Raw genomic sequence first — 25,830 nt, forward strand, 5'->3', positions numbered from 1 at the left:
AACAGGTGCGTCGCCAGTGTTGGCGACGCGTTACAGCGGCCACCCTCATCGGTGGTGTCATCAGCCGCCGCGGGACGCGCGCGTCGATCGGCCGGGATGGCCTGCAGCTGCGGTTCGCCGCGCTGCCGTGGCGCACGCTGTGCGTTGCGGCGGCATTCTGCAGGCTTGTCCGGCGCTCGGCGCACACCCCAGAGCCAGACAGGAGAGTGCAGTGGGTTTGGCGACGTTGGATATCGTGATTGTGCTGGTCTACCTGACCGGCATCTTCGTGCTTGCGCAGTGGGTCTCGCGCGAGAAGGCAGGCCATAGCAAGAGCGCCGAGGACTACTTCCTGGCGAGCAAATCGTTGCCGTGGTGGGCGATCGGCGCCTCGCTGATTGCCGCGAACATTTCGGCCGAACAGATCATCGGCATGGCCGGTTCGGGCTATGCCATCGGTCTTGCGATTGCCTCCTACGAATGGATGGCGGCGCTGACGCTGCTGATCGTGGGCAAGTTCTTCCTGCCGATCTTCCTGCGCAACGGCATCTACACCATGCCGCAGTTCCTGGAGCAGCGGTACGGCAAGTGGATCCGCACGCTGATGGCGGTGTTCTGGCTGCTGCTGTACGTGTTCGTCAATCTCACCTCGATCCTGTGGCTGGGGTCGATCGCGGTCAGCCAGGTCACCGGCATGGACCAGACCCTGGCGCTGGCGCTGATCGGCGTGTTCGCACTGGTCTACCAGCTGTATGGCGGTCTTAAAGCTGTCGCGCTGACCGACATCGTGCAGGTCACGCTGCTGGTGCTGGGCGGCCTGCTGGTGGCCGGGTTGACCCTGGCGCGGATCGGCGATGGCGCCGGCGTGCTGGCCGGCTTCAAGCACCTGTGGAGCGCGCACCCCGAGCACTTCCACATGATCCTGACCAAGGACAACCCGTTCTACAAAGATCTGCCGGGCCTGAGCGTGCTGCTGGGCGGGCTGTGGGTGATGAACATCAGTTACTGGGGTTTCAACCAGTACATCATCCAGCGCGCACTGGCGGCCAAGAACATCGGCGAGGCGCAGAAGGGCATGGTGTTTGCCGCGTTCCTGAAGCTGCTGATGCCGCTGGTGATCGTGGTGCCGGGCATTGCCGCGGTGGTGCTGGCGCCGGATCTGGCCAAGCCCGACCAGGCCTATCCGACCATGATGCAGTTGCTGCCGACCGGCATCCTGGGCCTGGTGTTCGCGGCACTGGTGGCGGCGATCGTGGCCTCGCTGGCGTCCAAGATCAATTCGGTGGCGACCATCTTCACCCTGGATTTCTACGCCAAGTTCCGCCCGCAGACCGAGCAGAAGCAGCTGGTGCGTGTGGGCCGGATCGTGGCGGCGGTGTCGGTGCTGATCGGCATCCTCACCGCGCGGCCATTGCTGGGCAACTTCGATCAGGGCTTCCAGTTCATCCAGGAATTCACCGGCTTCTTTACGCCGGGCGTGGTTGTGATCTTCATGCTCGGCCTGTTCTGGAAGCGTGCCAACGAAGCCGGCGCGCTGACCGCGGCGATCGGTTCGGTGGTGTTGTCGTTCGCGCTCAAGTTCGCCTGGCCGGAACTGCCCTTCATGGACCGCATCGGCGTGGTGTTCGTTGCGGCGCTGGTGCTGGCGGTGGTGGTGTCGTTGCTGACCGCGCCCACGCAGGCACGCGACCTGATTCGTACCGACGATGTGGCCTATGGCACCACGCTGGGCTTCAAGGTCGGCGCGGCGGGCGTGATCGCGATCCTGATCGTGCTGTACACGGTGTTCTGGTAAGCGCCGTCGCTGCAGATTGATGGTGTGAAACGCAACGCGGCGCGGCACCCGGGTGTCGCGCCGCGCTGCGTTTAACGCTTGCAGTTTGGCCATCGCTTGGAGCGGCTGCCAACACGTAGCAAGCAGTTGTCAGGTGGATGCGGACGACGCACTCAGAATCGTGCTGTTCGCGGGGGTACATGCCGATGCCGAGCAGTAGCCGCGCGCGGATGGCGACTGTGCAGTCGTGTTGGTCGCTGCGCTTAGACGCGTGCGGCGGCCAGGCTTTCGGCAAGCAGGTTGGTCGGCGCGGCGTGCTGATCGTGCCACGGCGTTTCCAGCCAGGTTTCCAGCGCTGCGGCCGGCATCGGCCGGGCGATCCAGTAACCCTGGCCTTCGTCGCAGCCCCAGGCGCGCAGCTGCGCGTAGGCCTCCGGCGATTCGATACCTTCGGCAACCACACGCTGGCCCAGGCTGTGGCCGAGCTGGATCATCGCCGGCACCAGGGTGCGGTCGGTGCGGTTGTCCGGCAGCGAGCGGATGAAGGATTGATCGATCTTCAACGCGCTGGCCGGCAGCTGCTTGAGGTAGCTGAAATTGCTGTAGCCGGTGCCGAAGTCGTCGATGGCGATATGCACGCCCAGCGCCGCGATGGCGGCCAATTGCTCGGCCAGGTGCTCCGGGTGACGGATCATCGCGCTTTCGGTGAATTCGATTTCCAGCCGGCGCGGATCCAGCTTGTGGCGATCCAGGCCACGCCGCAGCAGGCCCGCAAAGCCGGGGCGATCCAGGTCGGCAGCCGACACGTTCAAGGCCAGGTTGAAGTCCAGGCCTTGCTGCTGCCAGCGCGCGGCCTGGGCTATGCCGTTGTCGATGACCCAGGCGGTGATGCGGTTGATCAGCGCGGTTTTCTCGGCCATCGGAACGAAGTCCGACGGCATCACCGGGCCGATCATCGGGTGTTGCCAGCGCAGCAGCGCTTCCACGCCCACGCAGCGGTGGTCATGCAGGTCCACGCGCGGTTGATAGTGCAGGCGCAGCTGGCTGGCGCTGTCCAGGGCGGCAGGCAGGGCGGCCAGCAGGCGGAAGGTATTGCGCTGGACCACATCGTGCTTGCGCTCGTACATGCTCCACGCCTGGCCGCGCTCGCGCGAAACATCTACCGCGGTGGTCAGCGAGCGGATGGTGTCGGCAGCGCCATAGCTGGTCTGCAATGCCACTGCGCCGATCGAGGCCACGGCGGTGTGCGGGATGCCTTGATGCTCCAGCGGCTCGGTGAAGGCTTTCGATACCTTGGTGCACAGCGTGGCCAGGCGCTGGGTTTCGGCCTGGGCCAGAAAGCCGAAAGTGGTCGGGTCGAGCCGGTACAGCATAGTGGTGGCGGGCAGGTAGGCCGCCAGGCGACGCTGGGCCAAGGCCACATAGCCGTCGGCGTAATCCCAGCCCAGCGCCTTGACCATGTCGCGGAAGTAATCGCTGCCGCAGATGTCGATGGCCACCGCCGTGGTGGCCGGAGCGGTGTCGCGTTGCGACAGCCAGGCATCCAGGTCTTCGCTGAAACGCGAGCGATTGGGCAGCCCGGTCGGGCCATCGCGGTAGGTGGTGCTGCGCAGGTTTTCCACGCGCAGCACGGCAAGGTCGCGCAGGCCTTCCAGCTGGGTGATCGCCGCCGCATCCAGTCCGGGGCGCGGGCTGGTGCCGATCACGCACAAGGTGCCGATGCTGTGGCCGTCGTGCAGTTTCAGCGGCGCACCGGCGTAGAAGCGGATGAACGGCGGGCCCAGTACCAGCGGATTATTGGAAAAACGCGGATCCAGCTGCGCATCCGGCACCACCATCACTTCGTCCGAGCGGATCGCGTGCGCGCAGAACGCCTGGCTGCGCGGCGTCTCGCGCGCTTCCAGTCCAACGCGTGCCTTGAACCACTGGCGGTGTTCGTCCACCAGCGAGACCAGCGCAATTTCCGCACCCAGGCTGCGCGCCGCCATGGCGGCAACGGTGTCGAACACCGGGTCCGGCGGCGAATCCAGCAGGCACAAGCCTCGCAGCACCGCCAGCCGAGTCGACTCGTCGAGCGTGGGCGGAAGGAGGGATTCGACGGAGGCGGGCAGGGAAGGCATGTGCTCGTATCGGCCTGAAGCGCAATCCCTTGATCGGCAATGATTGACTCCGTTCAGTTGATGTCGGATGGGCCGGGGGGGGGATGCGCCGGTGTGGAACGTTGCGGCAAGCGAAAGAGCGCAAACGCATGGAGGCAACGACGCAGGCGTGAGGAAACGCCAAGTGGAAGAAGCGAAGCATCCAACGTGCCTGCGACGTCATGACGTTGCGACGTCGGGGCCACGCGACTTGAAGAGCGACTGGACCAGAGCAGCTACCGACAGCGCACCGGTTGGCAGAGCGCCGTAGCGACAGCACGATACAGCGACACAGCCGAAGAACGCCGCAGCCGAAGCGCTAGAAAGACACTGCGCGCGTTGCGCAAATCAGATGGTCGATGCAACGGCGCGGCGCTGTCTCCACGAAACAATCGCTGATCCGCTTCAGCGGGAAAGTGTGATCACAACAACGCGCGTGGCGTATGCCGGTTGCGGTCACAGAGCTAAATATTGCGCGTGCGCTGCCGATCACTATTTGTCCGCAGCGGATTGCCGCTCGACGCAACTATCCGCCCTTGGTCAGCCGACCAACTAAGCGCCGATAGATATTTGCTTCTGTGATGCGCGTTTGACTCAGCTGCGGCGTGAATTGACACATTCTTCACTCGCGCTGTGAATCTCGCCATCGCGTTCTGTCATCCCCACGTTTGGAGTCGTCGTGAATTCATTGCTGTCTTTCGCACAACGCACGCTGCTGGTGATCGCCGGTCTGGCGCTGTCTTCTGTCGCCCATGCAGGGCTTACGGTGTCCGGGACGCAGCTGCGCGAGTCCAACGGCAATGCACTGGTGTTGCGCGGTGTCAATCTTCCGCATGCCTGGTATGCGGGCCGCACCGATGCGGCATTGGCTGCGATCGCGGCGACCGGCGCCAACAGCGTGCGCATCGTGCTCAGCTCCGGCTACCGCTGGACGCGCACGCCGGAAGCTGACGTGGCACGCATCATCGCGCGCTGCAAAAGCCTGGGCCTGATCGCGGTGCTGGAGGTGCATGACACCACTGGCTATGGCGAAGACACCGCGGCAGCCAATCTGGTCAACGCAACCAATTACTGGGTCAGCATCCGCAAGGCACTGGTTGGCAACGAAGACCATGTAATCATCAATATCGCCAACGAACCATTCGGCAACCGCCTGAGTGCAAGCGAATGGGTCAACGGCCATGCCACTGCAATCGCTGCCTTGCGCAAGAACGGATTGACCCACGCCTTGATGGTGGATGCGCCGAACTGGGGCCAGGACTGGCAGTTCTACATGCGCGACAACGCCGCCGCACTGCTCACGCGCGACAGCCGTCGTAATGTGATGTTTAGCGTGCACATGTACGAAGTATTCGGTAGCGATGCGACGGTCAATAATTACTTGCGCGCTTTCAACGATAAAAAGCTGGCGCTGGTGATCGGCGAATTCGGCGGCGACCATCGTGGTGCGCATGTTGATGAAGCGGCCATCATGCGGCGCGCGCGCGAATACAACGTTGGCTACATGGGCTGGTCATGGTCGGGCAACGACAGCAGCACGCAATCGCTGGATATCGCAATGGGCTGGAATGCCGGGCGGTTGAGCACCTGGGGCCGCCGCTTGATCCTGGGTACAGATGGCATCGCAGCGACCTCGCGCAAGGCGCGTGTGTTCGGCCCGCGTTGAGATTCAAGCCCTGCGGTCAAGGTCTGTGGTTGGGTGGATAGCTCACTGGAAGGCAGTCGATCTGCGAGTGTCCTGCAGGTCCCTTGCCCGCCCACCATCGCGGGACACGCTACAAGCAGGTCCGTGTAACTCTGGCGCGGCATCCATGCCGCTCGAGGTCCCGCGATGGTGGGCGGGCAAGGGCCAGTCGAGATGGTCGGTGTGCAGAGTTTTCAAAACAGCGACCGATTAGATCGGCGGCGTGGTGTCTTCGCTCTTCAACAAAACCACCAGCCAACTGTCTGGTGCGGTGTCCTTGCCGATTGCGGGACCGTTGGCGGCATGGATGCCGCCACCGAGCCCCCATGGACGGGTTAACGGTGTGTCCCGCGAGCGGTGAGGGCACCGCGCCCTCGACCGGAATGTCCCGGTGAGGCCACGGCACATTCAGTCAGCGCGTCCTTGCGACAACCTCGCTATGTCTCAGCGCCCGGGCTCGCGCAATGGGCCCGGGCTTGGCCGCTTGGTCAACTTGCGCTGCAGCGAGCGGCGATGCATCCCGAGCAGGCGCGCGGCTGCCGAGACATTGCCGCCGGTTTCGTGCAGCGCCTGCTGGATGTGCTCCCACTGCAGGCGACTGAGCGGGGTCATCATTTCCTGTGCGGTTTCTTCTTCGTCCGGCTCGGGCAACTCGTCGTCTTCCTCGCCCAGCGCACGCATGATGGTGGGGATATTGGCCGGCTTGGGCAGGTAATCGTCGGCACCGAGCTTGATCGCCTCCACTGCGGTGGCGATGCTTGCGTACCCGGTGACGAGCAGGATGCGCATGTCGGCACGGATCTCGCGCAGCGGCTGGATCAGGCTCAGGCCCGAATCGTGGCCGAGCTTGAGATCGATCAACGCAAAATCCGGCAATGCGCGGCGTGCGGTTGACAATGCGCTGGCCGCATCGGTGGCGGTGAGCGTTTCCACACCGCGGCGCGCGAGGCTGCGTTGCAGCGTGCGCAGGTACAGGGTGTCGTCGTCGACCAGCAGGCCGGTGCGGATCGGGGGGCTTGTCATGCGAGTGCCTCGTGTTCGGAGAGCGGCAGACGGAAACCGACGCGCGCGCCGCTGCCTTCGGCGGGCAGCATCCACAACTCACCCTGCAGGCGTTCGACGGTGGCATGCGAGAGCGCCAGGCCTACACCCATGCCGTCGTGCTTGCCGCTGTTGAACAAGGTGCCCGGCAACATCGCTTGCGAGGTGTCGAAGCCGGGGCCGTAGTCGCGTACTTCGCCGCTGAGGTGGTCGTGTTCCACCCGCAGGGTCAGGTCGATCTGCGGCCGCCCGGCGCGTTCGCCGGCATCGGCGGCGTTGTTGAGCAGCACCATCAGCAGATGGCTGACGCCGGGCTGCAGCATCAGCCGCATCGGCGCATCGTCGTTGCGGCGCAGCTCGATGGTGGGGCGCACCAGGCGCCATTGTTCGAGGACTTCCTTCACTGCCACTTCGCGGCTCAGGTGGCCGTTGTCGGCAGGCGCGGCCAGGGCCAGCACGCGTTCGTGGCACTGCACCAGCAGTTCGCGCAGGGTGTCCAGGTCTTCGCGCAATTCGCCTTGCTCGCACTGGTCGGCGATGTCGTCCACCAGCAGGGTCATGGTCGCCAGCGGCGTGTTCAGTTCGTGCGCGACCGACGCCGCATGCGTGGCCAGCGCCACGATGCCTTCGTTGCGCGCGAAGCGTTCGCGCAGGGTGGATATCTCGCGCTCGCGTTCGCGCATCGACAACGCCAGCCGGGTGGCAAAGGTGAGCACCACCACCGTGGACAGCAGGAAGTTGGCCGCCATGCCCCACATGTGCAGGCTCAGCGGGTCGAAGCTGCCGTACGGCAGCGGCAGGCCGAATGCCGCGCTGATCACGTAGCCGGCCACGCACGATGCCGCCACCGCCATCGCCCAGCCCAGCGGCAGGGCCAGCGCGGCCAGCGCGATCAGCACCAGGAACAACGAACCGAACGGGTTGGCGATGCCGCCGCTCCAGCCCACCATCCAGGTCAGCACCGTCACATCGACCAGGATGTGGCCGAACTCGGTGGCCGGGCCCACCGCGCCACGGTGGGCCACACGCAGCTGCGCATACAGGTTGAACACCGCCAGTGCGGCCACGCCGGCCCACAACGGTTGCTGCGGCAGGTTCAGGCCCATCAGCCCGGTGGCGACCAGGATGGTGGCGGCCTGGCCGGCGGTGGCCAGCCAGCGCAGGCTGCACAGGGTGCGCAGGAAGGAAGCGTCGGAGGTGTTCATCACGGCAATGCTATGCGCTCGGGGAGGTGGTGGCCTGCGACAAACCGTCGCATCGGCCCGGAGGACGGCCGGTAAGGCGCTTCAGCTGTGAGCGCACGGCGGACAGGCTAAAATACCGCGATGCATGACGCCGTGACCCGCCCAACCGCTCCCGCCGACGCCACCGCCTGGCCGCGCCGCATCACCCAGGCCGTCAAGGTCGGCAGTGTGATCGTGGGCGGCGGCCATCCGGTCGTCGTGCAATCCATGACCAACACCGACACCGCCGACATCGCCGGCAGCGTCAAGCAGGTGGCCGACCTGTGGCGCGCCGGCTCGGAAATGGTACGCCTGACCGTCAACAACGCCGAGTCCGCTGCCGCCATCCCGCGCATCGTGGACAAGCTGCGCATGATGGGGATCGAGGTGCCGTTGATCGGCGACTTCCATTACAACGGCCATCAGTTGCTTGCTGCCGAACCGGCCTGCGCCGAGGCGCTGGCCAAGTACCGCATCAATCCGGGCAATGTCGGCTTTGGCAAGAAGAAGGATCTGCAGTTCGCGCAGCTGATCGAATTCGCCATCAAGTACGACAAGCCGGTGCGCATCGGTGCCAACTGGGGTTCGCTGGACCAGTCGCTGGCGGCGCAGCTGATGGACGAAAACTCGCAGCGCGAAACGCCCTGGGATGCCGGCCGCGTGCTGCGTGAGGCGCTGATCCGCTCTGCGGTGGATTCGGCCGAGCGTGCGGTGGAGCTGGGTCTGGCGCGCGAGCGCATCATTCTGTCGGCCAAGGTGTCCGGCGTGCAGGAGCTGATCGCGGTATATCGCGACATGGCCAGCCGCTGCGACTTTGCGCTGCATCTGGGCCTGACCGAGGCCGGGATCGGCAGCAAGGGCATCGTGGCCTCGGCGGCGGCGCTGAGCGTGCTGCTGCAGGAAGGCATCGGCGACACCATCCGCATCTCGCTGACCCCGGAGCCGGGACAGTCGCGTACCCAGGAAGTGATCGTGGCGCAGGAACTGCTGCAGACCACCGGCCAGCGTGCGTTTACCCCGATGGTCACTGCCTGCCCGGGCTGCGGCCGCACCACCTCCGAGTTCTTCCAGGAACTGGCGGGCGTGGTGCAGAACCACGTGCGCGCCAAGATGCCGGAGTGGAAAATCTCCAACCCCGGCGCCGAGAACATGACGCTTGCGGTGATGGGCTGCGTGGTCAACGGTCCCGGTGAATCGCGCCACGCCAATATCGGTATCTCGCTGCCGGGCACGGGCGAGGCGCCGTCGGCGCCGGTGTTCATCGATGGCGAAAAAAGCGTCACCTTGCGCGGCGAAAATATCGCCTATGAATTCATCGATTTGATCGATCAATACGTCGAACGCACCTATGTCCGCCGCGCCGGCTGAATCGCGGGCCGGATTCAAGCGGTGGCTGCGCAGCAATGCCTGGCGCATGGCGCTGCTGTTCGCCGGGGTGTTGCTGCCGCTGGGCTTGTTCGTGGACCTGGCCGATGAAGTCCATGAGCTGGAAAATTTTTATTTCGACGAGCCGCTGCTGTGGAGCATGCGCAGCATTGCCACGCCCGGGCTGGACGCGTTTTTCGGGGTGATCTCCAAGCTGGGCTACCAGTACGGCGTGATTCCGGCCGATATCGCCATCGTGCTGGTGCTGCTGGTCTTGCGCCGCTGGCGCGAGGGCACTTTCGCGGCAGCGGGATTCGCTGGCTCGGCGTTGTTGAACATGGGGGCCAAGCAGGTGTTCCAGCGCGACCGCCCCAGCCTGTGGGAATCCATCGCGCCAGAGAGCACCTTCAGCTTTCCCAGTGGTCATGCGATGGGCTCGATGACGCTCGCGGCGGTGGTCATCGCGCTGGCCTGGAACACGCGCTGGCGCTGGCCGGTGACGATCGCCGCCAGCGTGTTCGCGCTATTGGTGGGCACCTCGCGGATCTATCTGGGGGTGCATTACCCCTCCGACATCCTGGGCGGCTGGTCGGCCGCGCTGGTATGGGTGGTCGGCCTGTATCTGGTGATGTTTCGCGGTGCCCGGCGGCCGCACTGGCGCAAACCGAGCGCGGCGGTGGCGGAGCAGCCCGGGCACTTGCCGTTCGCAGATTAAGAGCGGCCGGGAAGCTCCCGTCGCCATAGCCGGGCGCCAACGATGGTTCCGATGGAGGCCAGCAACATCACGTAATACGCCGGTCCCATCGGGTGCTGCTTGAGCAACATCACCACCACCAGCGGGGTCAGGCCGCCAAACACGGCGTAGCCCAGGTTGTAGGCGAACGACACGCCAGACAGGCGGATCACCGCTGGAAACGCTTCGACCATGACACGCGGGATTGCGCCCAGCACACCAAGCGCGGCGCCCAGCAGCGCATACAGCGGGAACAGCAACTGCGGGTCGCCGGCAAAGCGATAGAACAGCCATGCGCTCGCGCCCAGGAGCACGCTCCCACCCAGCAGCACGCGGCCGTTGCCCCAGCGATCCGACAGCGCACCGGCCACCACCGAGCCGATGGCCTGCAGCAGTACCGCCAGCAGATTGGCCTGCAAGGCGACCGCCGCTGGATAGCCATAGGCGCTTTGCAGCAGGGTAGGCGTCATCAGCGACACCACCAGCACCGCCGCTGCCACAATCCAGGTCAGCCATAACGACAGCGCCAGGCTGCGCGGGTGATCGCGCATCACCACCTTGAGCGGCGTCTCGCGCGCCAATGCACGCATCGCCACCATCTCGGCGAACACCGGGGTCTCGTGTAGCCAGCGGCGCAGGTACACCGACAACAGGCCGAAGATGCCGCCCGCCAGGAACGGCAGACGCCAGGCGTAGTCGGCGATCTCCTGCGGCGTGTACACGCGATTGAGCGCCCCGGCGCTGAGCGAGCCGAGCAGCACGCCGGCAGCCAGGCCCGCAGTCAGCGTACCGCAGGCCAGGCCTCGGCGCTGCGCGGGGACGTGTTCTGCGACGAAGACCCATGCGCTGGGCACCTCGCCACCGATCGCGGCGCCTTGCAGCAAGCGCATTGTCAGCAGCAACAACGGTGCGGCCAGGCCAATCTGCGCATAGGTCGGCAGCACACCGATGGCCAGCGTGGGCAATGCCATCAAGCCGATGCTGAGCGCAAACATGCGCTTGCGGCCGAGCAGATCGCCGAAGTGCGCCATCACGATCCCGCCCAGCGGACGGATCAGGTAGCCGGCCGCAAAAATGCCGAAGGTCTGCAACTGCCGCGTCCATTCCGGAATGCCGGGAGGAAAGAACAATTCGCCCAGCACCTTCGCGAAAAAGATGAAGATGATGAAGTCGTAGAACTCCAGCGCGCCGCCCAGCGCGGCCAAGCCCAGCGTCCTGTAGTCGCGGCGTGTCAGGTGGTTTGCTGCGGCGGTGCCAAGCGCGTTATGCGTGTTCATGCAGCTGCGTCCTGTTGCGGTTGGTGACGCGCCTTGCCAGTCACAGTGTTCGCGGCGTGACATCCAATGCTAGCGCGTCCTGCGGCCTCGCCCGGTATGCCGATTCTGTATCGCAGCCATGGCTATGCGGGCGTTTCGGTCGTCTGGACATGCCTGCGCGTCTGCGCCGGGGTGCTACTCGCCCGGCTTGGCGCCTTCCACCGGCGCATGCGTGGCGGCGCGGCGCGCCAGCACGGTTTCACGATGGGCGATGTAGACGTTGGCACCGATGATGATGGCCGCGCCGAGTACGGTGTGGCGTTCGATCGCCTCGCCGAACAGCCACCAACCCAGCAGCGCCACCAGCGGCAGCTGCATGAAGCTGATCGGCTGCAATGCAGAGACCTCGCCCAGCTTGAGTGCGCGCGTCCAGAACAACTGCCCGGCCGTGCCGAAGATGCCGGTGGCCACCAACCACAGCCAGTCGATGCCCTGCGGCCAAGTCCACTGGAACAGCGCCGGAATCAGCGACATCGGCACCCAGAACACGTAGGTGTAGAACACCACCGTGTCGGAGTCGTCGCTGCGCGAGAGCTGCTTGATCTGGATCGCAACGATGGCGCTGATCACCGCCGCCAGCAGCGCAATCAGCAAGCCGGGCGTAAAGGTGGACGAACCCGGCCGCAGGATCACCAGCACGCCGATAAAGCCCGCCGCCACTGCCAGCCAGCGCCGCATGCGCACCTGCTCGTGCAGCCAGATCACTGCCAGCACGGTGACGAACAGCGGTGTGGCGTAGGAGAGCGAAATAGCCTGCGACAACGGCAGATGGCCGATCGCCCAGAACCCGCACAGCATCGAGGCCAGACCAATCAGGGTGCGGGCGAAATACTGCGGCAATTGCCGGGTGCGCGGCAGCGCCTTGCCGGGCCGCACGATCAAGGGCAGCAACGCCAACAGCCCGAATGCATTACGAAAGAATGCAATTTCGGTCGTGGCAATGGTGCTCGATGCCAGGCGAATGGTGATCGCCATCAGGCCGAAGGCGAAGGTACTGGTGAGCATCCACAGCGCGGCACGTCGCGAGACCTGCGCTGCAGTCACCAATGCGCTCCGATGATGCGCGGTTCCGGCTCCAGAATGACCGAATAGCGCTCGCGCACCGACTCGGCGATGCGCCGCGCGAAATCCAGCAACTGCGCGCCACTGGCGGTGCCGTAATTGACCAGCACCAGCGCATGCTCGGGCGACACGCCGGCATCGCCCTCGCGGCTGCCTTTCCAGCCGCACTGCTCGATCAGCCAGGCGGCCGACAATTTGCCCTGGCCTGCATGCTCGCCCGGGTACACCGGCAGGTCGGCAAAGCTGGCCTGCAACGCGGCAATCTGCTCGCTCGGCAGCAGCGGGTTCTTGAAGAAGCTACCCGCATTGCCGAGCACATCCGGGTCGGGCAATTTGCGTCGACGGATATTGATCACTGCCTGCGCCACATCGGCAGAGCCCGCCAATTCAGCACCCATGCTGGCGAGTTCCTCGCGGATGCCGGCGTAGTCCAGCCGCAGCTCGTGCAGCAATGGCAGATTGAATTCCACCGCCACGATCAGATAACGCTCGGGCTGCTGCTTGAACACGCTATCGCGGTAGCCGAACGCGCAAGCGGCCGCATCTAGCCGCACGAACTGCTGGCTGTGGCGATCGAAGGCTTCCACCACGTGGATGAAGTCGCCCACCTGCGCGCCGTACGCGCCGATGTTCTGGATCGGGCAGGCGCCCACGGTGCCCGGAATCAATGCCAGATTTTCCAGGCCAGACAAGCCTTGCTGCAGCGAATACAGCACCAGCGCATGCCAGTTCACGCCGGCACCGGCACGCACGATGGCGTGGTCAATACGGTGCGCGATGATGGCGGTGTCGCGGTTGTCGAAACACAGCACGCAGCCAGGCGGGTCGCCGGCCAACAACACGTTGCTGCCGCTGCCCAGCACCAGCAGCGGCTGGCCGGCGATCTCCGGCGCGGCGAGCGCCTGCGGCAGTGCCTCGGGCGTGTGGACGCTGAGCAACCAGCGCGCGGTGGCCTCCACATGGAAGGTATTGAGCGCGCGCAATGGTGCATGCTCGCTCAGCTGCCAGCCCACCTGCACGGCCTCGCTCATAACGGCGACACCGCGCCACCGCTCGGCGCTTCGCGGCGGCGCCGGATCGCGTCGACGCAGTCGCCGATGAGCTGCGGCCCGCGGTACACCAGGCCGCTATAGCATTGCACCAGGCTCGCACCGGCTGCCATCTTGGCCACCGCATCGGCGCCGGAGTTGATGCCGCCCACGCCGATCAACGGAATCGATTCCGGCAGGCGCGCGCGCAAGCGTCGCAACACCAGGGTGGATTGCCCCAGCAGCGGCGCACCGGACAGCCCGCCGGCTTCCGCAGCCAGCGGGTGATTGGCGATCAAGGTGCGCGTCACCGTGGTGTTGGTGGCGATCACGCCATCCACCGCCACATCGGCCAACACACGTGCAGCGGCATCGATGTCGCGGTCGTTGAGGTCCGGCGCCACCTTCACCAGCATCGGCACGCGCTTGCCGTGTTGCGCACCCAGCGCTTCCTGGGTTTCACGCAAGTCGGAAATCAGGCGGCGCAGCGATTGTTCTTCCTGCAATTCGCGCAAGCCGGCGGTGTTGGGCGAGGAAATATTGACCGTGATGTAGTCGGCCAGCGGATACACGCGCTCCATGCAATAGCGGTAATCGCTGGTCGCGTCGTCGTTGGGCGTGTCCTTGTTCTTGCCGATGTTGATGCCGAGCAGGCCGCCACGGCGGCGCGCGCGCTGCACGTTGGCCACCAGCGCATCCACGCCCAGGTTATTGAAACCCATGCGGTTGATCACCGCCTGATATTCGGGCAGCCGGAACATGCGCGGCTTCGGGTTGCCCTCCTGCGCACGCGGCGTCACCGTGCCGATCTCGACAAAGCCGAAGCCCAGCGCAAGCAACGCATCGATGTGCTCGCCATTCTTGTCCAGCCCGGCACCAAGCCCGACCGGATTCGGAAACATCAACCCGAAGGCCGGCGTGGGCAGCGGTACCGGGCGCTTGGCCAGCAGCGCCGTGGTGCCGGTCCGGTAGGCGGTGTCGATGGAGCGCAAGGCCAGCGCGTGGGCACGCTCGGCATCGAGAGAAAACAGGAAGGGGCGGGCAAGCGAATACATGCGGGTCAGTTCAATCTCCCGGCGAAAACGCGGGTTTGGTAGTGGAAGTCGATCAGCCCATCGTGCGCGTAGGCATCGAACAGCGTGCGCAGCGCGGCGAGCATCGGGGCATGACGTGGGTCGTGCGCAAGCGGGGCATACGAAGACGACAGCAGGCGGCCGCGCAAGCCATCGAAGTCCAGCCGCTGCACATTCGGGAAACGCGCCATTGCGCGGAAACCTTCGCCGAACCACGCCTGCATGGTGGCATCGTCCTGGTAACGCTCGGCCACTGCCGAGTAGTCGGTGCCGTAATCCAGCAACACCTGCTCGTAGCCGCGCAGGAACGCGGTACTGTCCAGCTCGCGCGAGTTCCAGTACACCAGCGCCAGCCCACCGGGCTGCAGGATGCGCGCCCATTCGTCGCGCACGGCCTGCATGTCGAACCAGTGGAAGGCCTGCGCAGCAGACACCACGCCTACGCTGGCATCGGCCAGCCCGGTGGCTTCGGCGGTGCCGTCGATTGCCTGGAACTTGGGGAATTCCGCCAGCCATTGCAGCGCTGCTTCGCGCATGGCCGGGTTGGGCTCCACCGCGGTGACCGCATAACCGGCTTCCAGAAACAGACGGCTGGAAATGCCGGTGCCGGCGCCGATATCGGCCACCGCTGTCGCCGGTGTCACACCCAGTTCTTCATGCAGCCAGCGCAGCAATTGCGGCGGATAACTTGGCCGGTAGCGCACATAGGCCGCCACACGGTCGTTGAAACGCTGGGCCGAGGAGGGCGCGGCCATGCTCAACTGTTTGCGGCCGCCAGCCACGCCATGCCGCCGAAGAACAGGATGAAAACCGCAACGCCCAGCACCCACAGCGCCACGGCCAGCCAGCCCAGGATCAGGCCGCCAATTGCCAGGCCGTCGCCGTCCAGCCCCTGCGGATTGCGCCGGATTTCCGCGCGCGCCAGATGGCCGGTGATGATGGCGCAGATGCTGCCCAGGAAGGGGATCAGCGTCCAGCCGAGAATGCCTGCGACCAGGCTGACGATCGCCATGGCGCTGGTCTGTCGAACGACAACGTTCATCATGAACTCCTTGAAAGGCCGGCAGCCGGCGGCTGGCGTTGCCCGATTATCCCAGAGCCGCCGGGCAAAAGGCGTGCCGTTTGCGGCGAAACGCAGTTGGGTGGGCGTGCTGAGTCGAATTTGACGGGTTGAACAGGCCGATCTGGTCGTTTTGGTGCTGTTACCGACCGGCGACGTGGCGCGGCTGCGCCGGGTGGGGCAGGCCATGCGGTTCGCGCTTACGACGCTGCCATTGGTAGGTCGGCCAGCTGCTGCTGCTATCAGAGCTGATGGCGGTGGCCGGGGACGGCTTCGTGCAGGGATAGGCTCTGGGCTTCATGCCGTCCTGCATCAGCAGACCCAGCCAGTCCCTGTCAGCCTGGTGCATCCCCAGCACGGCTGCACGGCAGAACAGGCGCGCCGATGACTGCCAGGCGCGGCTTACAGCCTTCGCCTGGCCAGCGAAACGAAGCGAACAATCGTCGCGGCTGTGAGCAGCGCGATCAGCCCTGCAATGTCCGCATGGCAGGTGCGCCCCGGGCACCGACCGCGTCCGCCTGACGGCGGCGCGGTGCGCTTGCTAGCCGCTTCCGATCAAAGATCGAACTTGATGCCCTGCGCCAGCGGCAGCGAATCGGAGTAGTTGATGGTGTTGGTCTGACGACGCATATACACCTTCCAGGCATCCGAGCCGGACTCGCGGCCGCCGCCGGTTTCCTTCTCGCCACCGAACGCGCCACCGATTTCCGCACCCGAGGTGCCGATGTTGACGTTGGCGATGCCGCAATCGCTGCCGGCCGCCGACAGGAACTTCTCTGCCGCCTTCAGGTTCTGGGTGAAGATCGACGACGACAGGCCTTGCGGCACGCCGTTCTGCAGCTCGATCGCTTCGTCCAGCGTGCTGTACTGCATCACGTACAGGATCGGTGCGAAGGTTTCGTGCTGCACCACTGCATCGCTGTTCTGCAGCCCCGTGACAATCGCCGGCAGCACGAAATTGCCCGGGCGATCGATCGCGGTGCCGCCCACTTCGACCGTGCCGCCGGCCGCCTTGGCCTTGGCGATCGAGTCGAGGAACTGTTGGACCGCGCCCTGGCTGTTGAGCGGACCCATCAGGTTTGCCGGGTCGGTGGGGTCGCCGATCTTGCTGTCGAGCTGCTTGTACGCCTTGACCAGCGTCGCCAGCACATTCTCATAGATGGAGTCGTGCACGATCAGGCGGCGCGTGGTGGTGCAGCGCTGCCCGGCAGTGCCGACGGCGCCGAACACGATGCCGGGGATGGCCAGCTTCAGGTCTGCGGTTTCGTCCAGGATGATGGCGTTGTTGCCGCCCAGTTCCAGCAGGCAACGGCCCAGGCGATGCGCGACCTTCTCGGCGACCACGCGGCCGATCTGGGTCGAACCGGTAAAGCTGATCAGCGGCACGCGGCCGTCTTCGACCAGCTTCTCCGACAGGGAAGTGCCGGCATCGTTGATCAGGAAGAAGATGTCCGGGAAGCCGGCGTCCTTCAATGCCGCATTGCAGATCTTCATCGTCGCAATCGCGGTCAGCGGCGTTTTGTTGGACGGCTTCCAGATGCAGATATCGCCGCAAATCGCCGCCAAAAACGCATTCCACGCCCACACCGCCACCGGGAAGTTGAACGCGCTGATGATGCCCACCAGCCCCAGCGGCTGGTACTGCTCATACATGCGGTGGCCCGGACGCTCCGAGTGCATGGTGTAGCCGTAGAGCATGCGGCTCTGCCCGACCGCGAAGTCCGCGATGTCGATCATCTCCTGCACTTCGCCATCGCCTTCGGGCTTGCTCTTGCCCATTTCCAGCGCCACCAGCGAACCGAGCGCATCCTTGTGCGCACGCAGCGCCTCGCCGCACAGGCGCACCGCCTCACCGCGACGCGGAGCAGGCGTGGTCCGCCATACCTTGAAGGCGGCCTGCGCGCGCTGGATGATCAGCTCGTAATCTTCCGGCGTGGTGGCCTGCACATCGGCGATCACCGCATTGGTGGTCGGATTGAGCGGCTGCAGCACTCCGGCGCCGGTGGCCTGCGACCAGGTCGCCTCGCCAAGATAGGTGCCGGAATTGGACGCAGCGAGGTCGAGCGCCTTGAGCAGGTCAGCGGACATGGGATCTCCTGGAAGCAGTGGCGGTCGCACGGCGGCAAAGCCAGCCCACGACACGGGTAGCCGGCGATTTTAGCAGGCTCCGCCGACCACCTGCCGGCTTGGCAATCGCAACGATCGTGCGACAATGCCGCCCTTGGCCCCGTAGCTCAGCTGGATAGAGCGTCCCCCTCCTAAGGGGAAGGTCGCCCGTTCGAATCGGGCCGGGGTCACCAGGAAAATCAAGCAGTCAGCGCTAGGGTCGGTGTTTGCGCAAGCTCCGTAACTGCATGGTAACTACAGCTGTCTACTGCGCGGTTACCAAGAGTAGCAAGCCCCTCTCTGAGTATGGGGATGCCTCGGCCTCCGGCGCTGGTCGCGGCGCCTATCGCCGTTGCCAGAGCCACCAAGCCGTCGATGCGGCAGCGGCAGCGCTGATGTGGACCGTGGTTGGCGCCGGCCCGCCGATGCGATAGCGGTGTGGTGCGCCGTCTGTGGTGACCAGCTGAGGGCGGTGGCCCGGCTGGCATTCGGGAATGCTGGGCGGCAAGGGCATAGCTTCCTGGCGCATGTCAGTCCTTGGCCTGCGCCAGCCGAACGTGGGGTAGAGCTGGCTGCTGGTCTGCGACATCGATAGCTGGGGGAGATGTTCATCTAGTGAAGTTCGAGTCATTTGTTACTATCGCGTTAGCTGTAGGGGTGCGGCCCCATGCCGCAATGGAAGCAACAGGGGAATGGAATGAAAAAGCTACTCGCCGCTGCGATCGTGATCGCGGCGCTTTCTGGCTGTGCGGCTAATCCGCCGCTCAACTTCTCTGTGCCGGGCGTAGGAGTCAGCAGCAAGAAGCTCGATGCTGAGCTGAAGTCGCTCACGGTCACGCTAGCCCGGCCGGACGAGGCAAAGGGCAAGGTTCCGCCCGAGGCGCAGCACGAAATACCGGACATGTGGGAGAACGCCCTGACCGAGGCGCTCAACCGGATGGCGATTTTTCGTGACGACGCACCGCGAAAGTTGAGTTTGTCGGTGAAGATCCTGGCGATCGACATACCGTCGTTCGGCGCGTCCATGACCACCAAGACCATCGCGCGCTACGAGCTGATCGATCGAGCGAATGGCAGCATCGTCTACACCCAGGACGTGAGCGCTTCGGGCACTGTGCCGGCGGGCTATGCGTTCGCCGGCGTGATCCGCGCTCGCGAGTCTGTCAATCGCTCTGCCCAGAACAACATCGCGCTGTTCCTGCAGGCTTTGGAAACGGTCGACGTCAGCAAGCCAATGTTCCCGAGCAGCCAGGCGACCCCGTGAGGTCTTTCATCGCCGCGGTCATCCTCACTGCCGCAGTAGCTGGGTGCGCACCTAACGTGCGCACCGACAGCTATTCGGTGGGGTCGGTTGGTCAAGTAAATCGGACCGTTGCCGGCACGGTGATCAGTGCGCGCGCTGTTTCGATCAATGGCACCCAGGGCGGCGGCGCGGCGGCGGGCGCGGCAGCAGGCGGCATTGCCGGCTCATCGATGGGCGGCAGTAGTCGTGCCAACGCAGTAGGAGCAGTTGGCGGGTTAGTCGCCGGCGCCATTGTCGGGGCCGCAGCTGAGCGCTCCGCATCGCAGGCGGATGGCGTGGAGTACGTCGTGCAGACCGAAAACGGTTCACTGATGACAGTAGTGCAAGGCGCGACGCCTGCATTTGCAGCAGGCGTCCGCGTGCTTGTTCTGTACGGTTCGCCGTCCAGGCTGATCGCTGATCCTCGCAACTGATCGGCAGCACCTGACTGGGCGAATGCGTAAATAGGCCAGTGCGGACCCACTTACGTTGGAAGAACCTTCGAAAAATTTTAATTTAGGGCTGACTCATGGAACTGATCTATTTCGCAGCTGCGATCTTCGGCCTTGTGCTGTCGGTATTGTGGCTGCTGGTGCCGTTCGCTGTTTTTGGTATCAAACCGTTACTGGGACAACTGCTGGCGGAGCAGCGCAAGACGAACACTGCACTGGCGACAATGTCGCAGCAGCTTCACTTTATTGCTCAGCGTCTGGATGGTGCGGGGCAGCCGACGTCTCAAGTCATCCAGCCTATGGGAAGTGAATTGCCAAGGTAGGACCTGGCAGCCCGAACGATCTAAGCATGGGCGACTAGACTCGCCCGCAATGCAAGAACGCCACCGGGGCGGGCCTCGATCTTTAGGCGATCGCGTGACGTCCTCATCACCTGACTCCTCGTGGCAATGGGGGCCATGCCGGCGAAGTCGCTACTGCACGATGCGCCTGTTCAGCGGGATCTGATGCGAACTGCCAGAATCACTCACCGATGCCGCACCACACGGACCGCCACCGGTCGCGCAAACTTGTCCATCGCCACCGTCGAAATACGGCTGTGGCGCAGCAAGCTGCCGAGTTGTTCGGGAGCGCCCAGGCGCTTGTCGACCTCCGGTTCGGCGACGGTGCCGGGGCGTTTGCGCTTGTCGGCCTTGGCAAAACGCAGGCGGTTGTATTCGGCCCAGCCGACCGTGGTGATGGCGGCCATCAACGCGATCACCGGCAGTGCGCCGAGGGCGAACGGGTCGATCGCGTTGTGCTTCAGGTACAGCTCGGTGTACGCGCTGCGCAGGCCGAAGAACCAGGCGATCAGCGTTGCCAGTGGTGCCCACAGGTAGAAGTAGACCATCCAGGCGCCGGCGGTGGCGGCGCCGTAGGCGAGGCGCCGCGAGCGGCCAAGGCGTTGCGGCAGGTTGATGATGGGCGGTGTCATTGGATTCCTCGGTCGGGGCTTTTCCAGTGGGCGCGCTTGTTGCGACGTGCGAGCAGGGCGCGTGGGAAGGCGATGACGGCGGTGAGCATGCCGATCATCCAGAACGCGGCGGGGTACCAGATCACCCAGAAGAACTGGCGGGCCAGGCCTTTTTCGTAGCGGCGTTCGATCATCAGGCTGGTGCCGAACTGCAGCAGGCAAACCACGGCCAGGACCAGGCCATGCCAGCGCGGCAGGATGGTGTCGACATACAACGCAGGTGGCAGCGCGATGAACTTGCCGAGCAGCCACAGCACGATGATCAGCAACATGGTGTACGCCCAGGCCAGGCTCAGCGCGTATTCCAGCAGCACCGCCCACATGCGCCGGCTGCGCCAGGCCAGTGCGCGGCGGCCATGGCTCAGCAATACTTCGACGCCGCCGCGCGCCCAGCGCAGGCGCTGCATCCACAGGCCGCGAAAGGTTTCCGGCATCAGGATCCAGCACAGCGCATTCGGTTCGTAACGGATATCCCAGCCGTCCAGCTGCAGGCGCCAGGAGATGTCGATGTCTTCGGTGACCATGTTGTCGGACCAGAAGCCGACGTGGTGCAGCGCCGAACGGCGGAACGCGCAGATCACGCCGGAGACGGTGAACAGCCGCCCGTACACTCGCTGCGCGCGTTTGATCAGGCCGACGATGGCGGAGAATTCCCCCACCTGCATGCGGCCCATCAGCGTGGTGCGGTTGCGCACGCGTGGGTTGCCGGTGACGCCGCCGACGCGCGGGCCGGAGACCAGGTGGCCGACCATCCAGCGTGTCGCATTGGGGTCCAGAATCGCGTCGGCATCCACACACACCAGGTAATCCGAGCGTGCGGCCAGCGTGCCGACTCGCAATGCGTTGGCCTTGCCGTGGTTCTGCTCCAGATGTACCACGCGCAGGCGTGGGTGCTGGTGGGTGAGGTCGTCGAGCACTTCGGCCGTGCGGTCGGTGCTGCCGTCGTTGATCGCAATGATCTCGAAGTCTGCGTATTGCTGCGCGCTCATCGCCGCGATGGTTTCGGCAACGTGCTTGGCCTCGTTGTAGCAAGGCATCAGGATCGAGACGAACGGCTCGCTGGCCATCGGCGGTGGCTTGAATGGGCCGGGCGTGCCGCGTTCACGACGCAGGTAGTAGTAGATGCCGCCGATCATCCAGAAGAACGCCATGATGATCGGGTAATAAAACGCAAAGTTGAACAGGGCGGCCAATAAGCGGCTGGTCGTCATCGGTCATCGCTCGATATAGGGGAATTGGCGAGCCGAGATGGCCTCGCGCGCTTCCGGCAGAGACGGATGACCACCGATGAAATCGTCGGGGTAATACGCCAGGTGACGCACGCCGGCTGCCAGCAGCAGCTGGCTGTGCGCAAGCAACACACCGTCGGGCAGCGGCTTGCCGCTACGCCAATCGACCGTCTGCAGTTCGAAGATGGTCTTGTCGAAACCGCGCGGTTGCTGGCCGACGCGCTTGGCCAGTTGGGTGAGCCAGGCACTCGGGTCGTTGGCTTGTTCCATGTACGGCATCGCCATCAGTGCGGTGTAGTCGTAGGCGTTGGCAAACGCCTCCAGACGCTGCGCGAACCAGGCTTCGCTGTGCGGTTCCAGCACCGGCTGCGCGAACAGGTTGCGCACCGTCACCAGCTTCGGGCGCCAGCGCTCGGCCGCGGCTTTCAGTTCCTGCGTAAAGCCGATCAGTTCCCGGGTGCGCCTGGCCGGGTCGCCATTGCCGTAGGCCGGTATTTCGTCGTCGCGCAGGTAGGCATCGTCGTGGAACAGCAGGCCTTCGAAGTAGGTATTTGCGGCGAGGTCTTCGTAGATGTCCGCCACCAACGCACGCGTGCGCGGGTTGCCTGGATCCAGGCGCGGCACATCCTTGGGGTCGTTGCCGCGAATCTGCAACGCGGCTTGTTGCTGCGCATCCGGCAGGTGGAAGCCAAGCACCGGCAGCCAGGCGAACACGCGCACGCCGGCACGGGTACGCAGCTGCCAGGCGACACGCCCGAACAGGTCTGCGCGCACCGGTAGATGGCGGTTGGGGAAATACAGCGCGTCTGCAGCGCCATCGCCATCCGGGTCGGCGAAGGCTTGCAAAAACACGTGGCTGGGGCCGATGTCCTTGACCCGCTGCACCAGCACATCGAGGTTGCGCGCCAGCTGCGCCGGGTCCGGGTCGTAGACGTAATCCAGGTCGATCTGGATCGCACGCACGCCATCGCGCGACAGGTCGCGCCGCAGTTCGCCGGCCAGATCGCGCACGTCGGGGTTGTTGAACAGCAGCAGGCGACCCAGGCTGGCCAGCGATTGGCCATCCACCCGGTCGCGGCCTTGCTGGCCGATATCGGCTTCGTGCGAACGGCCTTCCAGGTCGAAGCTGAGCGTCATGCCCAGGCGTGCGGCGATCTGGTTGCTGGCCCGGTTGTAGGCGGCATACGGCCACACCATGGCGCGCGGCGGCTTGCCCAGATGCGCCACGATGGCGTCGCGGCTGTGGCGCAGATCGGTCTCGATACGCTGGCGATAATCGGCTTCGCTTTCGTAGCCGTTGCCTGCGTCCCAGCGCCGCGTGACCGCTGCCGGGGTTTGATTGCCGAACGGGTTGCCGGCGATTCCCTTATGCAGGTCATCGCTATGCGAGCCGACTTCGATCAGGCCGCTGTCCTGCATCTCGCGCAACTGCGCCCAGGTGACGAAATCGTCGCGGGTAAAATCGCGTGGGCCATAGGGCACCACCTGCCCAGCAGGCAGTTCCACCCAACGCGTCACTGGCGCCACCAATGCAGGGTAGCCGTAGGCCTGCAACAACGGAAACACCCGCGTATAGACGCTGCGCAAGCCATCGTCGAAGGTAAGCAGCACCGGGCGCGAGGGCAGGGCGCGCCTGCCGGCACGTGCGTCGAGCACCTGCTGCACGCTCACCGGGTGGTAGGCATGCGAACGCAGCCAGTCCAGGTGCGCAGCGAAATTACTGGTGGACACCGCATAGCGGTCCGGGTCGCCCTTGGCCGCGACGTCGTCGCGAATATCGTGGTAGCTGAGCACCAGCAGGCCTGCCTGCGCCGACGAAGCAAACGTCATCAGCAGCAATGCGACCAGCAGCAGCGGCAGGCGGATCACGGCGTACCTCCCCATCGGAAATCCAGGTCCAATCCAAGTTGTTGTTCGCGCTGGCCGTCGTAGACCGGGCGCGACCAACTCACGCCGTAGCTCAATGCGCTGCCATCGCCCAGCGACCACAGGTGGCGATAGGCCACCGCAGGCACCCAGCGGCTACCGAAGCCGGTTTGATAGGTCGGCCCGGCGGTCACTTCAAATCGCTGCCGAAACGCGTCGTCGTAACGGCGCCAGCCGATCTGTTCGATGCGCACGCCGGCGGCCACGCTCGCATTGCGGCGTGGATTGAAGTAATTGACCACGCGGTCGTCTTCGGCGCGCCCGGCCGATGCGGCGAACAGGCCATCGACCAGGACATGCGGGTTGGCCCATAGGCGTTGGCTGCCGGAAAGGTCCAATTGTTCGCGTCGATTGCCGTCGCTGTAGCGCAACTGGCGTGCCTGCAGATCCCAGCGGCTTTCGTCGCTGGGCGTCCAGCGCACGGCGGCGCCGATGCTGTCGCCGGTAATGCCCAGGCGGCGCGCCTGCAGCGAGGCTTCCGGGTCGCGTGTGCGCCAGGCGAGGCTGCCGTACCACGCATCGGAAAAGCGCCAGCCGGCATCCAGTGCCCAGGCAGTGCCGTCGCGATCGAAATCGTCCAACGCCCGGCCGCCGTATGCGCTGAAGTCCAGGCGGTCGTAGCGGTAATGCGTGCCCAGCCAGAAACTGCGGTAACGCACGCGCGTGTCCTGGAAATCGGCCCAGTCGTCGCGTGCACGCAGACCGACGCGCCAGCGCTCGCCCAGCAATGGCGATTCGGCTTCCAGCAGTGAGCTTCCGAAATGATTGCCGAGCGGCGAGGTGCTGTTGGTCAGCGTGTCGTTCTCGCTGCGCCCCCAGGCATGGCTCAGGTGCACCTGCCAGCCGCGTTGACGTTCCAGCGATGCGCCAAGCCGTTGCAGGCCGGCGTCGTCGGGATATTCCTGCTGCAGCGATGCGAACCCGGCATCGGCCAGATCCAGGCGGTCGAGATCGCGTTGCGCCTCCACCACGCCGCTGCGCGCCTGCTTCTGATGCGGATCCAGCGTCAGCGCCATCTGATTGCGCTGCAGTGCCCGCGTGGTCTGGCCGCGCCGCGCTTGGATCGATGCCAATGCCGCCTGCAGTTCCGCGTTGTCCGGGCCGATGGACACGCGCTCGCGCAGCAATGCGTCCGCGCCACGGTTGTCGTTGGCCGCAGAGCGTGCGGTAGCCAGGGCGATATCGGCGCTGAAGCGGTCCCAGTTTTCGTAGCCGCTGGTGGCGCCTTCGCGACGCGGCCACGGTGCCTGGGTTGCCGCCAGGTGTTCGAACAATGGCATGGCTTCGTCGAAGCGTTCCTGCTCCAGCAATGCATAGCCCAGCAGCAACTGCGTATTGAAGTCGTCCGGTGTGTGCTGCAACGCTTGGCGAAGCACGCTTTCGGCTTCGGCAGGGCGGCGCAACCCCATCAGCGAATCGCCTACCGTTGGCAGCACGTAGCTCGGCATGTCGATGCCTTCTGCACGCAGCGCCTGATAGCTGGCGACCACCTCGCGGTGCCGCTGGCGTTGATTGAGCGCGACCAGGTGATCGATGCGCAGCCGCGTCGCTTCCCGCGCGACTTGCGCTGGTGCTTGGTGCTGGATGCGGGCCGCGTTGACCAGCGCCTGATCGGTTTCGGCGTAACGGTGCGCAGCATCCACCGGCTCGGCGCTGGCCCAGCCGATCATGCGTGCGACGCGATCGTTTTCCAGGCGATCGCGCTCTTGCTGCGAAAACCAGTCCGGGTGCCGCCACATCGCCTCGGCAGCAAGCTGGGCGCTGCCGAGGTCGCTGAGCGTCAGCGCACGCATCGTGTAGGCGCCTCTGTCGCGCGGGTCGGCACGCAAGACCCGCTCGTAGATGGCCAGGGCATCCGCATAGCGTTGCTGGCCGCGAAGTTGCTCGGCCTGCTGCATGGGCGTGAGGGCAGTGGAGGCGCCAGTCACTTCTGCAGACCGCACTTCACCGCCGTGCGCCTGGGGCACACATGCGGCAAATAAAGCGAGGCTGAGCAGGGGAGTGAGTGCGCCTGTACGGTCAGGACGACCGTGCTGCACGTGATTGCATGAACGAGGGAAGGGAGAGATTCATGAGCGATCCTGGCTATGAAGTCCGGCGATACTGGGTATGCCTCTGTAAAGAGAGTGTCATCACAGTGTGGATGAGATGTTCATTGCTCCAGTCTGCTTGTCATAGGCGCTGGGTGTCCTGGCCATGTTTGAAGCGCGACGCAGAGCCTGAAAAATTGGCGACTGAGGTGTCCCAATGCCGGGTGTTCACGCCATAAATTTCATCTATTTTTAACAAATAGGTCAAGTCAAGAGCTGCTTCATATGCCTGCAAGGTCATCCGTCAGATTGCTTTT

Annotated in this window: 22 protein-coding genes, 1 tRNA gene and 1 other RNA gene; 8 read left to right on the forward strand and 16 right to left on the reverse strand. The window is 64.9% G+C overall.

What is annotated here, in order from left to right; translation table 11 throughout:
• Positions 1 to 211: 211 nt before the first annotated feature.
• The gene (locus tag A7D16_RS00670; protein ID WP_064628862.1) at positions 212 to 1,774 is read left to right on the forward strand and encodes a sodium/sugar symporter; all 1,563 of its coding nucleotides are present in this window, start codon (positions 212 to 214) and stop codon (positions 1,772 to 1,774) included.
• 103 nt (positions 1,775 to 1,877) lie between these two features.
• On the opposite strand, the gene A7D16_RS00675 is transcribed toward A7D16_RS00670, so the two are convergent.
• Together A7D16_RS00675 and A7D16_RS00680 are read right to left on the reverse strand one after the other, a co-directional pair.
• Positions 1,878 to 1,955: non-coding RNA, sX9 sRNA (locus A7D16_RS00675), on the reverse strand.
• Between the two features lie 61 nt (positions 1,956 to 2,016).
• Positions 2,017 to 3,873: a putative bifunctional diguanylate cyclase/phosphodiesterase gene (locus A7D16_RS00680; protein WP_064628864.1), complete on the reverse strand. Its 1,857-nt coding sequence runs from the start codon at positions 3,871 to 3,873 to the stop codon at positions 2,017 to 2,019.
• A gap of 697 nt (positions 3,874 to 4,570) precedes the next feature.
• On the opposite strand from A7D16_RS00680, the gene A7D16_RS00685 reads away from it, so the two are divergent.
• Positions 4,571 to 5,557, forward strand: a complete 987-nt coding sequence (locus tag A7D16_RS00685) for a glycoside hydrolase family 5 protein (RefSeq protein WP_064628866.1) — start codon at positions 4,571 to 4,573, stop codon at positions 5,555 to 5,557.
• Between the two features lie 462 nt (positions 5,558 to 6,019).
• Here the strand turns inward: A7D16_RS00685 and A7D16_RS00690 are convergent, their stop codons facing one another.
• Together A7D16_RS00690 and A7D16_RS00695 are read right to left on the reverse strand one after the other, a co-directional pair.
• Positions 6,020 to 6,598 carry a response regulator transcription factor gene (locus tag A7D16_RS00690; protein ID WP_064628868.1) on the reverse strand — a complete coding sequence of 193 codons (579 nt, stop codon included), beginning with the start codon at positions 6,596 to 6,598 and terminating at the stop codon, positions 6,020 to 6,022.
• On the reverse strand, positions 6,595 to 7,821 hold the full coding sequence (locus A7D16_RS00695; protein ID WP_064628870.1) for an ATP-binding protein: 1,227 nt from the start codon (positions 7,819 to 7,821) through the stop codon (positions 6,595 to 6,597). Before A7D16_RS00695 ends, A7D16_RS00690 begins: the two co-directional genes overlap by 4 nt.
• Positions 7,822 to 7,941: 120 nt before the next feature.
• On the opposite strand from A7D16_RS00695, the gene ispG reads away from it, so the two are divergent.
• Together ispG and A7D16_RS00705 are read left to right on the forward strand one after the other, a co-directional pair.
• A complete protein-coding gene (gene ispG, locus A7D16_RS00700; RefSeq protein WP_064628872.1) occupies positions 7,942 to 9,207 on the forward strand; it encodes a flavodoxin-dependent (E)-4-hydroxy-3-methylbut-2-enyl-diphosphate synthase in 1,266 nt (421 codons plus the stop codon).
• Positions 9,188 to 9,919, forward strand: coding sequence for a phosphatase PAP2 family protein (locus tag A7D16_RS00705; RefSeq protein ID WP_064628874.1), 732 nt, complete (start codon positions 9,188 to 9,190; stop codon positions 9,917 to 9,919). Before ispG ends, A7D16_RS00705 begins: the two co-directional genes overlap by 20 nt.
• On the opposite strand, the gene A7D16_RS00710 is transcribed toward A7D16_RS00705, so the two are convergent.
• The 7 genes from A7D16_RS00710 to amaB all read right to left on the reverse strand — a co-directional run bounded on the left by A7D16_RS00710 (position 9,916) and on the right by amaB (position 17,564).
• The gene (locus tag A7D16_RS00710; protein WP_064628876.1) at positions 9,916 to 11,214 is read right to left on the reverse strand and encodes an MFS transporter; all 1,299 of its coding nucleotides are present in this window, start codon (positions 11,212 to 11,214) and stop codon (positions 9,916 to 9,918) included. The genes A7D16_RS00705 and A7D16_RS00710 overlap by 4 nt on opposite strands.
• Positions 11,215 to 11,388: 174 nt before the next feature.
• Positions 11,389 to 12,300, reverse strand: a complete 912-nt coding sequence (locus A7D16_RS00715; protein ID WP_064628878.1) for a DMT family transporter — start codon at positions 12,298 to 12,300, stop codon at positions 11,389 to 11,391.
• Positions 12,294 to 13,346, reverse strand: a complete 1,053-nt coding sequence (gene murB / locus A7D16_RS00720; protein ID WP_064628880.1) for a UDP-N-acetylmuramate dehydrogenase — start codon at positions 13,344 to 13,346, stop codon at positions 12,294 to 12,296. The genes A7D16_RS00715 and murB overlap by 7 nt, the downstream gene beginning before the upstream one ends.
• Positions 13,343 to 14,398, reverse strand: a complete 1,056-nt coding sequence (locus tag A7D16_RS00725; RefSeq protein WP_064628882.1) for a quinone-dependent dihydroorotate dehydrogenase — start codon at positions 14,396 to 14,398, stop codon at positions 13,343 to 13,345. The genes murB and A7D16_RS00725 overlap by 4 nt, the downstream gene beginning before the upstream one ends.
• Before the next feature lie 5 nt (positions 14,399 to 14,403).
• Positions 14,404 to 15,171 (reverse strand): class I SAM-dependent methyltransferase, encoded by a 768-nt coding sequence (locus tag A7D16_RS00730; RefSeq protein ID WP_162841551.1) that lies wholly within the window; start codon positions 15,169 to 15,171, stop codon positions 14,404 to 14,406.
• A gap of 2 nt (positions 15,172 to 15,173) precedes the next feature.
• Entirely contained in the window at positions 15,174 to 15,458 is a 285-nt protein-coding gene (locus A7D16_RS00735; protein ID WP_064628888.1) for a DUF4190 domain-containing protein, read from the reverse strand.
• Positions 15,459 to 16,031: 573 nt separating this feature from the next.
• A complete protein-coding gene (gene amaB / locus A7D16_RS00745) occupies positions 16,032 to 17,564 on the reverse strand; it encodes an L-piperidine-6-carboxylate dehydrogenase (RefSeq protein ID WP_064628892.1) in 1,533 nt (510 codons plus the stop codon).
• Positions 17,565 to 17,699: 135 nt separating this feature from the next.
• Between amaB and A7D16_RS00750 the strand changes: the two genes are divergently transcribed.
• From A7D16_RS00750 to A7D16_RS23580, 4 genes are all read left to right on the forward strand, one after another.
• Positions 17,700 to 17,776, forward strand: a tRNA-Arg gene (locus A7D16_RS00750).
• Positions 17,777 to 18,279: 503 nt separating this feature from the next.
• A complete protein-coding gene (locus A7D16_RS00755) occupies positions 18,280 to 18,846 on the forward strand; it encodes a hypothetical protein (protein WP_064628895.1) in 567 nt (188 codons plus the stop codon).
• On the forward strand, positions 18,843 to 19,298 hold the full coding sequence (locus A7D16_RS20960) for an outer membrane lipoprotein (protein WP_239686916.1): 456 nt from the start codon (positions 18,843 to 18,845) through the stop codon (positions 19,296 to 19,298). Before A7D16_RS00755 ends, A7D16_RS20960 begins: the two co-directional genes overlap by 4 nt.
• Before the next feature lie 95 nt (positions 19,299 to 19,393).
• Entirely contained in the window at positions 19,394 to 19,639 is a 246-nt protein-coding gene (locus A7D16_RS23580) for a hypothetical protein (RefSeq protein ID WP_064628897.1), read from the forward strand.
• A 203-nt stretch (positions 19,640 to 19,842) separates the two neighbouring features.
• On the opposite strand, the gene pgaD is transcribed toward A7D16_RS23580, so the two are convergent.
• The 5 genes from pgaD to A7D16_RS23410 form a co-directional block, all read right to left on the reverse strand.
• Positions 19,843 to 20,289 carry a poly-beta-1,6-N-acetyl-D-glucosamine biosynthesis protein PgaD gene (gene pgaD / locus A7D16_RS00765; RefSeq protein ID WP_064628898.1) on the reverse strand — a complete coding sequence of 149 codons (447 nt, stop codon included), beginning with the start codon at positions 20,287 to 20,289 and terminating at the stop codon, positions 19,843 to 19,845.
• Positions 20,286 to 21,539, reverse strand: coding sequence for a poly-beta-1,6-N-acetyl-D-glucosamine synthase (gene pgaC, locus A7D16_RS00770; protein ID WP_064628901.1), 1,254 nt, complete (start codon positions 21,537 to 21,539; stop codon positions 20,286 to 20,288). The genes pgaD and pgaC overlap by 4 nt, the downstream gene beginning before the upstream one ends.
• 3 nt (positions 21,540 to 21,542) lie before the next feature.
• Complete coding sequence (pgaB, locus tag A7D16_RS00775) at positions 21,543 to 23,441, reverse strand: poly-beta-1,6-N-acetyl-D-glucosamine N-deacetylase PgaB (RefSeq protein ID WP_064628903.1); 1,899 nt, start codon at positions 23,439 to 23,441, stop codon at positions 21,543 to 21,545.
• The gene (gene pgaA, locus A7D16_RS00780) at positions 23,423 to 25,381 is read right to left on the reverse strand and encodes a poly-beta-1,6 N-acetyl-D-glucosamine export porin PgaA (protein ID WP_064628905.1); all 1,959 of its coding nucleotides are present in this window, start codon (positions 25,379 to 25,381) and stop codon (positions 23,423 to 23,425) included. Before pgaA ends, pgaB begins: the two co-directional genes overlap by 19 nt.
• 274 nt (positions 25,382 to 25,655) lie before the next feature.
• Complete coding sequence (locus A7D16_RS23410) at positions 25,656 to 25,814, reverse strand: hypothetical protein (RefSeq protein WP_161945000.1); 159 nt, start codon at positions 25,812 to 25,814, stop codon at positions 25,656 to 25,658.
• Positions 25,815 to 25,830: the final 16 nt, after the last annotated feature.

The organism is Xanthomonas nasturtii, assembly GCF_001660815.1.
In the GTDB taxonomy this organism is placed as follows: domain Bacteria; phylum Pseudomonadota; class Gammaproteobacteria; order Xanthomonadales; family Xanthomonadaceae; genus Xanthomonas; species Xanthomonas nasturtii.

What these genes read in the sequence shown, in the direction of transcription:
- A7D16_RS00735 (WP_064628888.1), bottom strand. Translation starts at nt 15,458, where the DNA reads ATGAACGTTGTCGTTCGACAGACCAGCGCCATGGCGATCGTCAGCCTG.
- amaB (WP_064628892.1), bottom strand. Translation starts at nt 17,564, where the DNA reads ATGTCCGCTGACCTGCTCAAGGCGCTCGACCTCGCTGCGTCCAATTCC.
- A7D16_RS00680 (WP_064628864.1), bottom strand. Translation starts at nt 3,873, where the DNA reads ATGCCTTCCCTGCCCGCCTCCGTCGAATCCCTCCTTCCGCCCACGCTC.
- A7D16_RS00730 (WP_162841551.1), bottom strand. Translation starts at nt 15,171, where the DNA reads ATGGCCGCGCCCTCCTCGGCCCAGCGTTTCAACGACCGTGTGGCGGCC.
- A7D16_RS00690 (WP_064628868.1), bottom strand. Translation starts at nt 6,598, where the DNA reads ATGACAAGCCCCCCGATCCGCACCGGCCTGCTGGTCGACGACGACACC.
- A7D16_RS00705 (WP_064628874.1), top strand. Translation starts at nt 9,188, where the DNA reads ATGTCCGCCGCGCCGGCTGAATCGCGGGCCGGATTCAAGCGGTGGCTG.
- ispG (WP_064628872.1), top strand. Translation starts at nt 7,942, where the DNA reads ATGCATGACGCCGTGACCCGCCCAACCGCTCCCGCCGACGCCACCGCC.
- A7D16_RS00755 (WP_064628895.1), top strand. Translation starts at nt 18,280, where the DNA reads ATGAAAAAGCTACTCGCCGCTGCGATCGTGATCGCGGCGCTTTCTGGC.
- pgaD (WP_064628898.1), bottom strand. Translation starts at nt 20,289, where the DNA reads ATGACACCGCCCATCATCAACCTGCCGCAACGCCTTGGCCGCTCGCGG.
- A7D16_RS23580 (WP_064628897.1), top strand. Translation starts at nt 19,394, where the DNA reads ATGGAACTGATCTATTTCGCAGCTGCGATCTTCGGCCTTGTGCTGTCG.
- A7D16_RS00725 (WP_064628882.1), bottom strand. Translation starts at nt 14,398, where the DNA reads ATGTATTCGCTTGCCCGCCCCTTCCTGTTTTCTCTCGATGCCGAGCGT.
- pgaB (WP_064628903.1), bottom strand. Translation starts at nt 23,441, where the DNA reads ATGGGGAGGTACGCCGTGATCCGCCTGCCGCTGCTGCTGGTCGCATTG.
- pgaA (WP_064628905.1), bottom strand. Translation starts at nt 25,381, where the DNA reads ATGCAGCAGGCCGAGCAACTTCGCGGCCAGCAACGCTATGCGGATGCC.
- A7D16_RS00695 (WP_064628870.1), bottom strand. Translation starts at nt 7,821, where the DNA reads ATGAACACCTCCGACGCTTCCTTCCTGCGCACCCTGTGCAGCCTGCGC.
- murB (WP_064628880.1), bottom strand. Translation starts at nt 13,346, where the DNA reads ATGAGCGAGGCCGTGCAGGTGGGCTGGCAGCTGAGCGAGCATGCACCA.
- A7D16_RS00710 (WP_064628876.1), bottom strand. Translation starts at nt 11,214, where the DNA reads ATGAACACGCATAACGCGCTTGGCACCGCCGCAGCAAACCACCTGACA.
- pgaC (WP_064628901.1), bottom strand. Translation starts at nt 21,539, where the DNA reads ATGACGACCAGCCGCTTATTGGCCGCCCTGTTCAACTTTGCGTTTTAT.
- A7D16_RS23410 (WP_161945000.1), bottom strand. Translation starts at nt 25,814, where the DNA reads ATGACCTTGCAGGCATATGAAGCAGCTCTTGACTTGACCTATTTGTTA.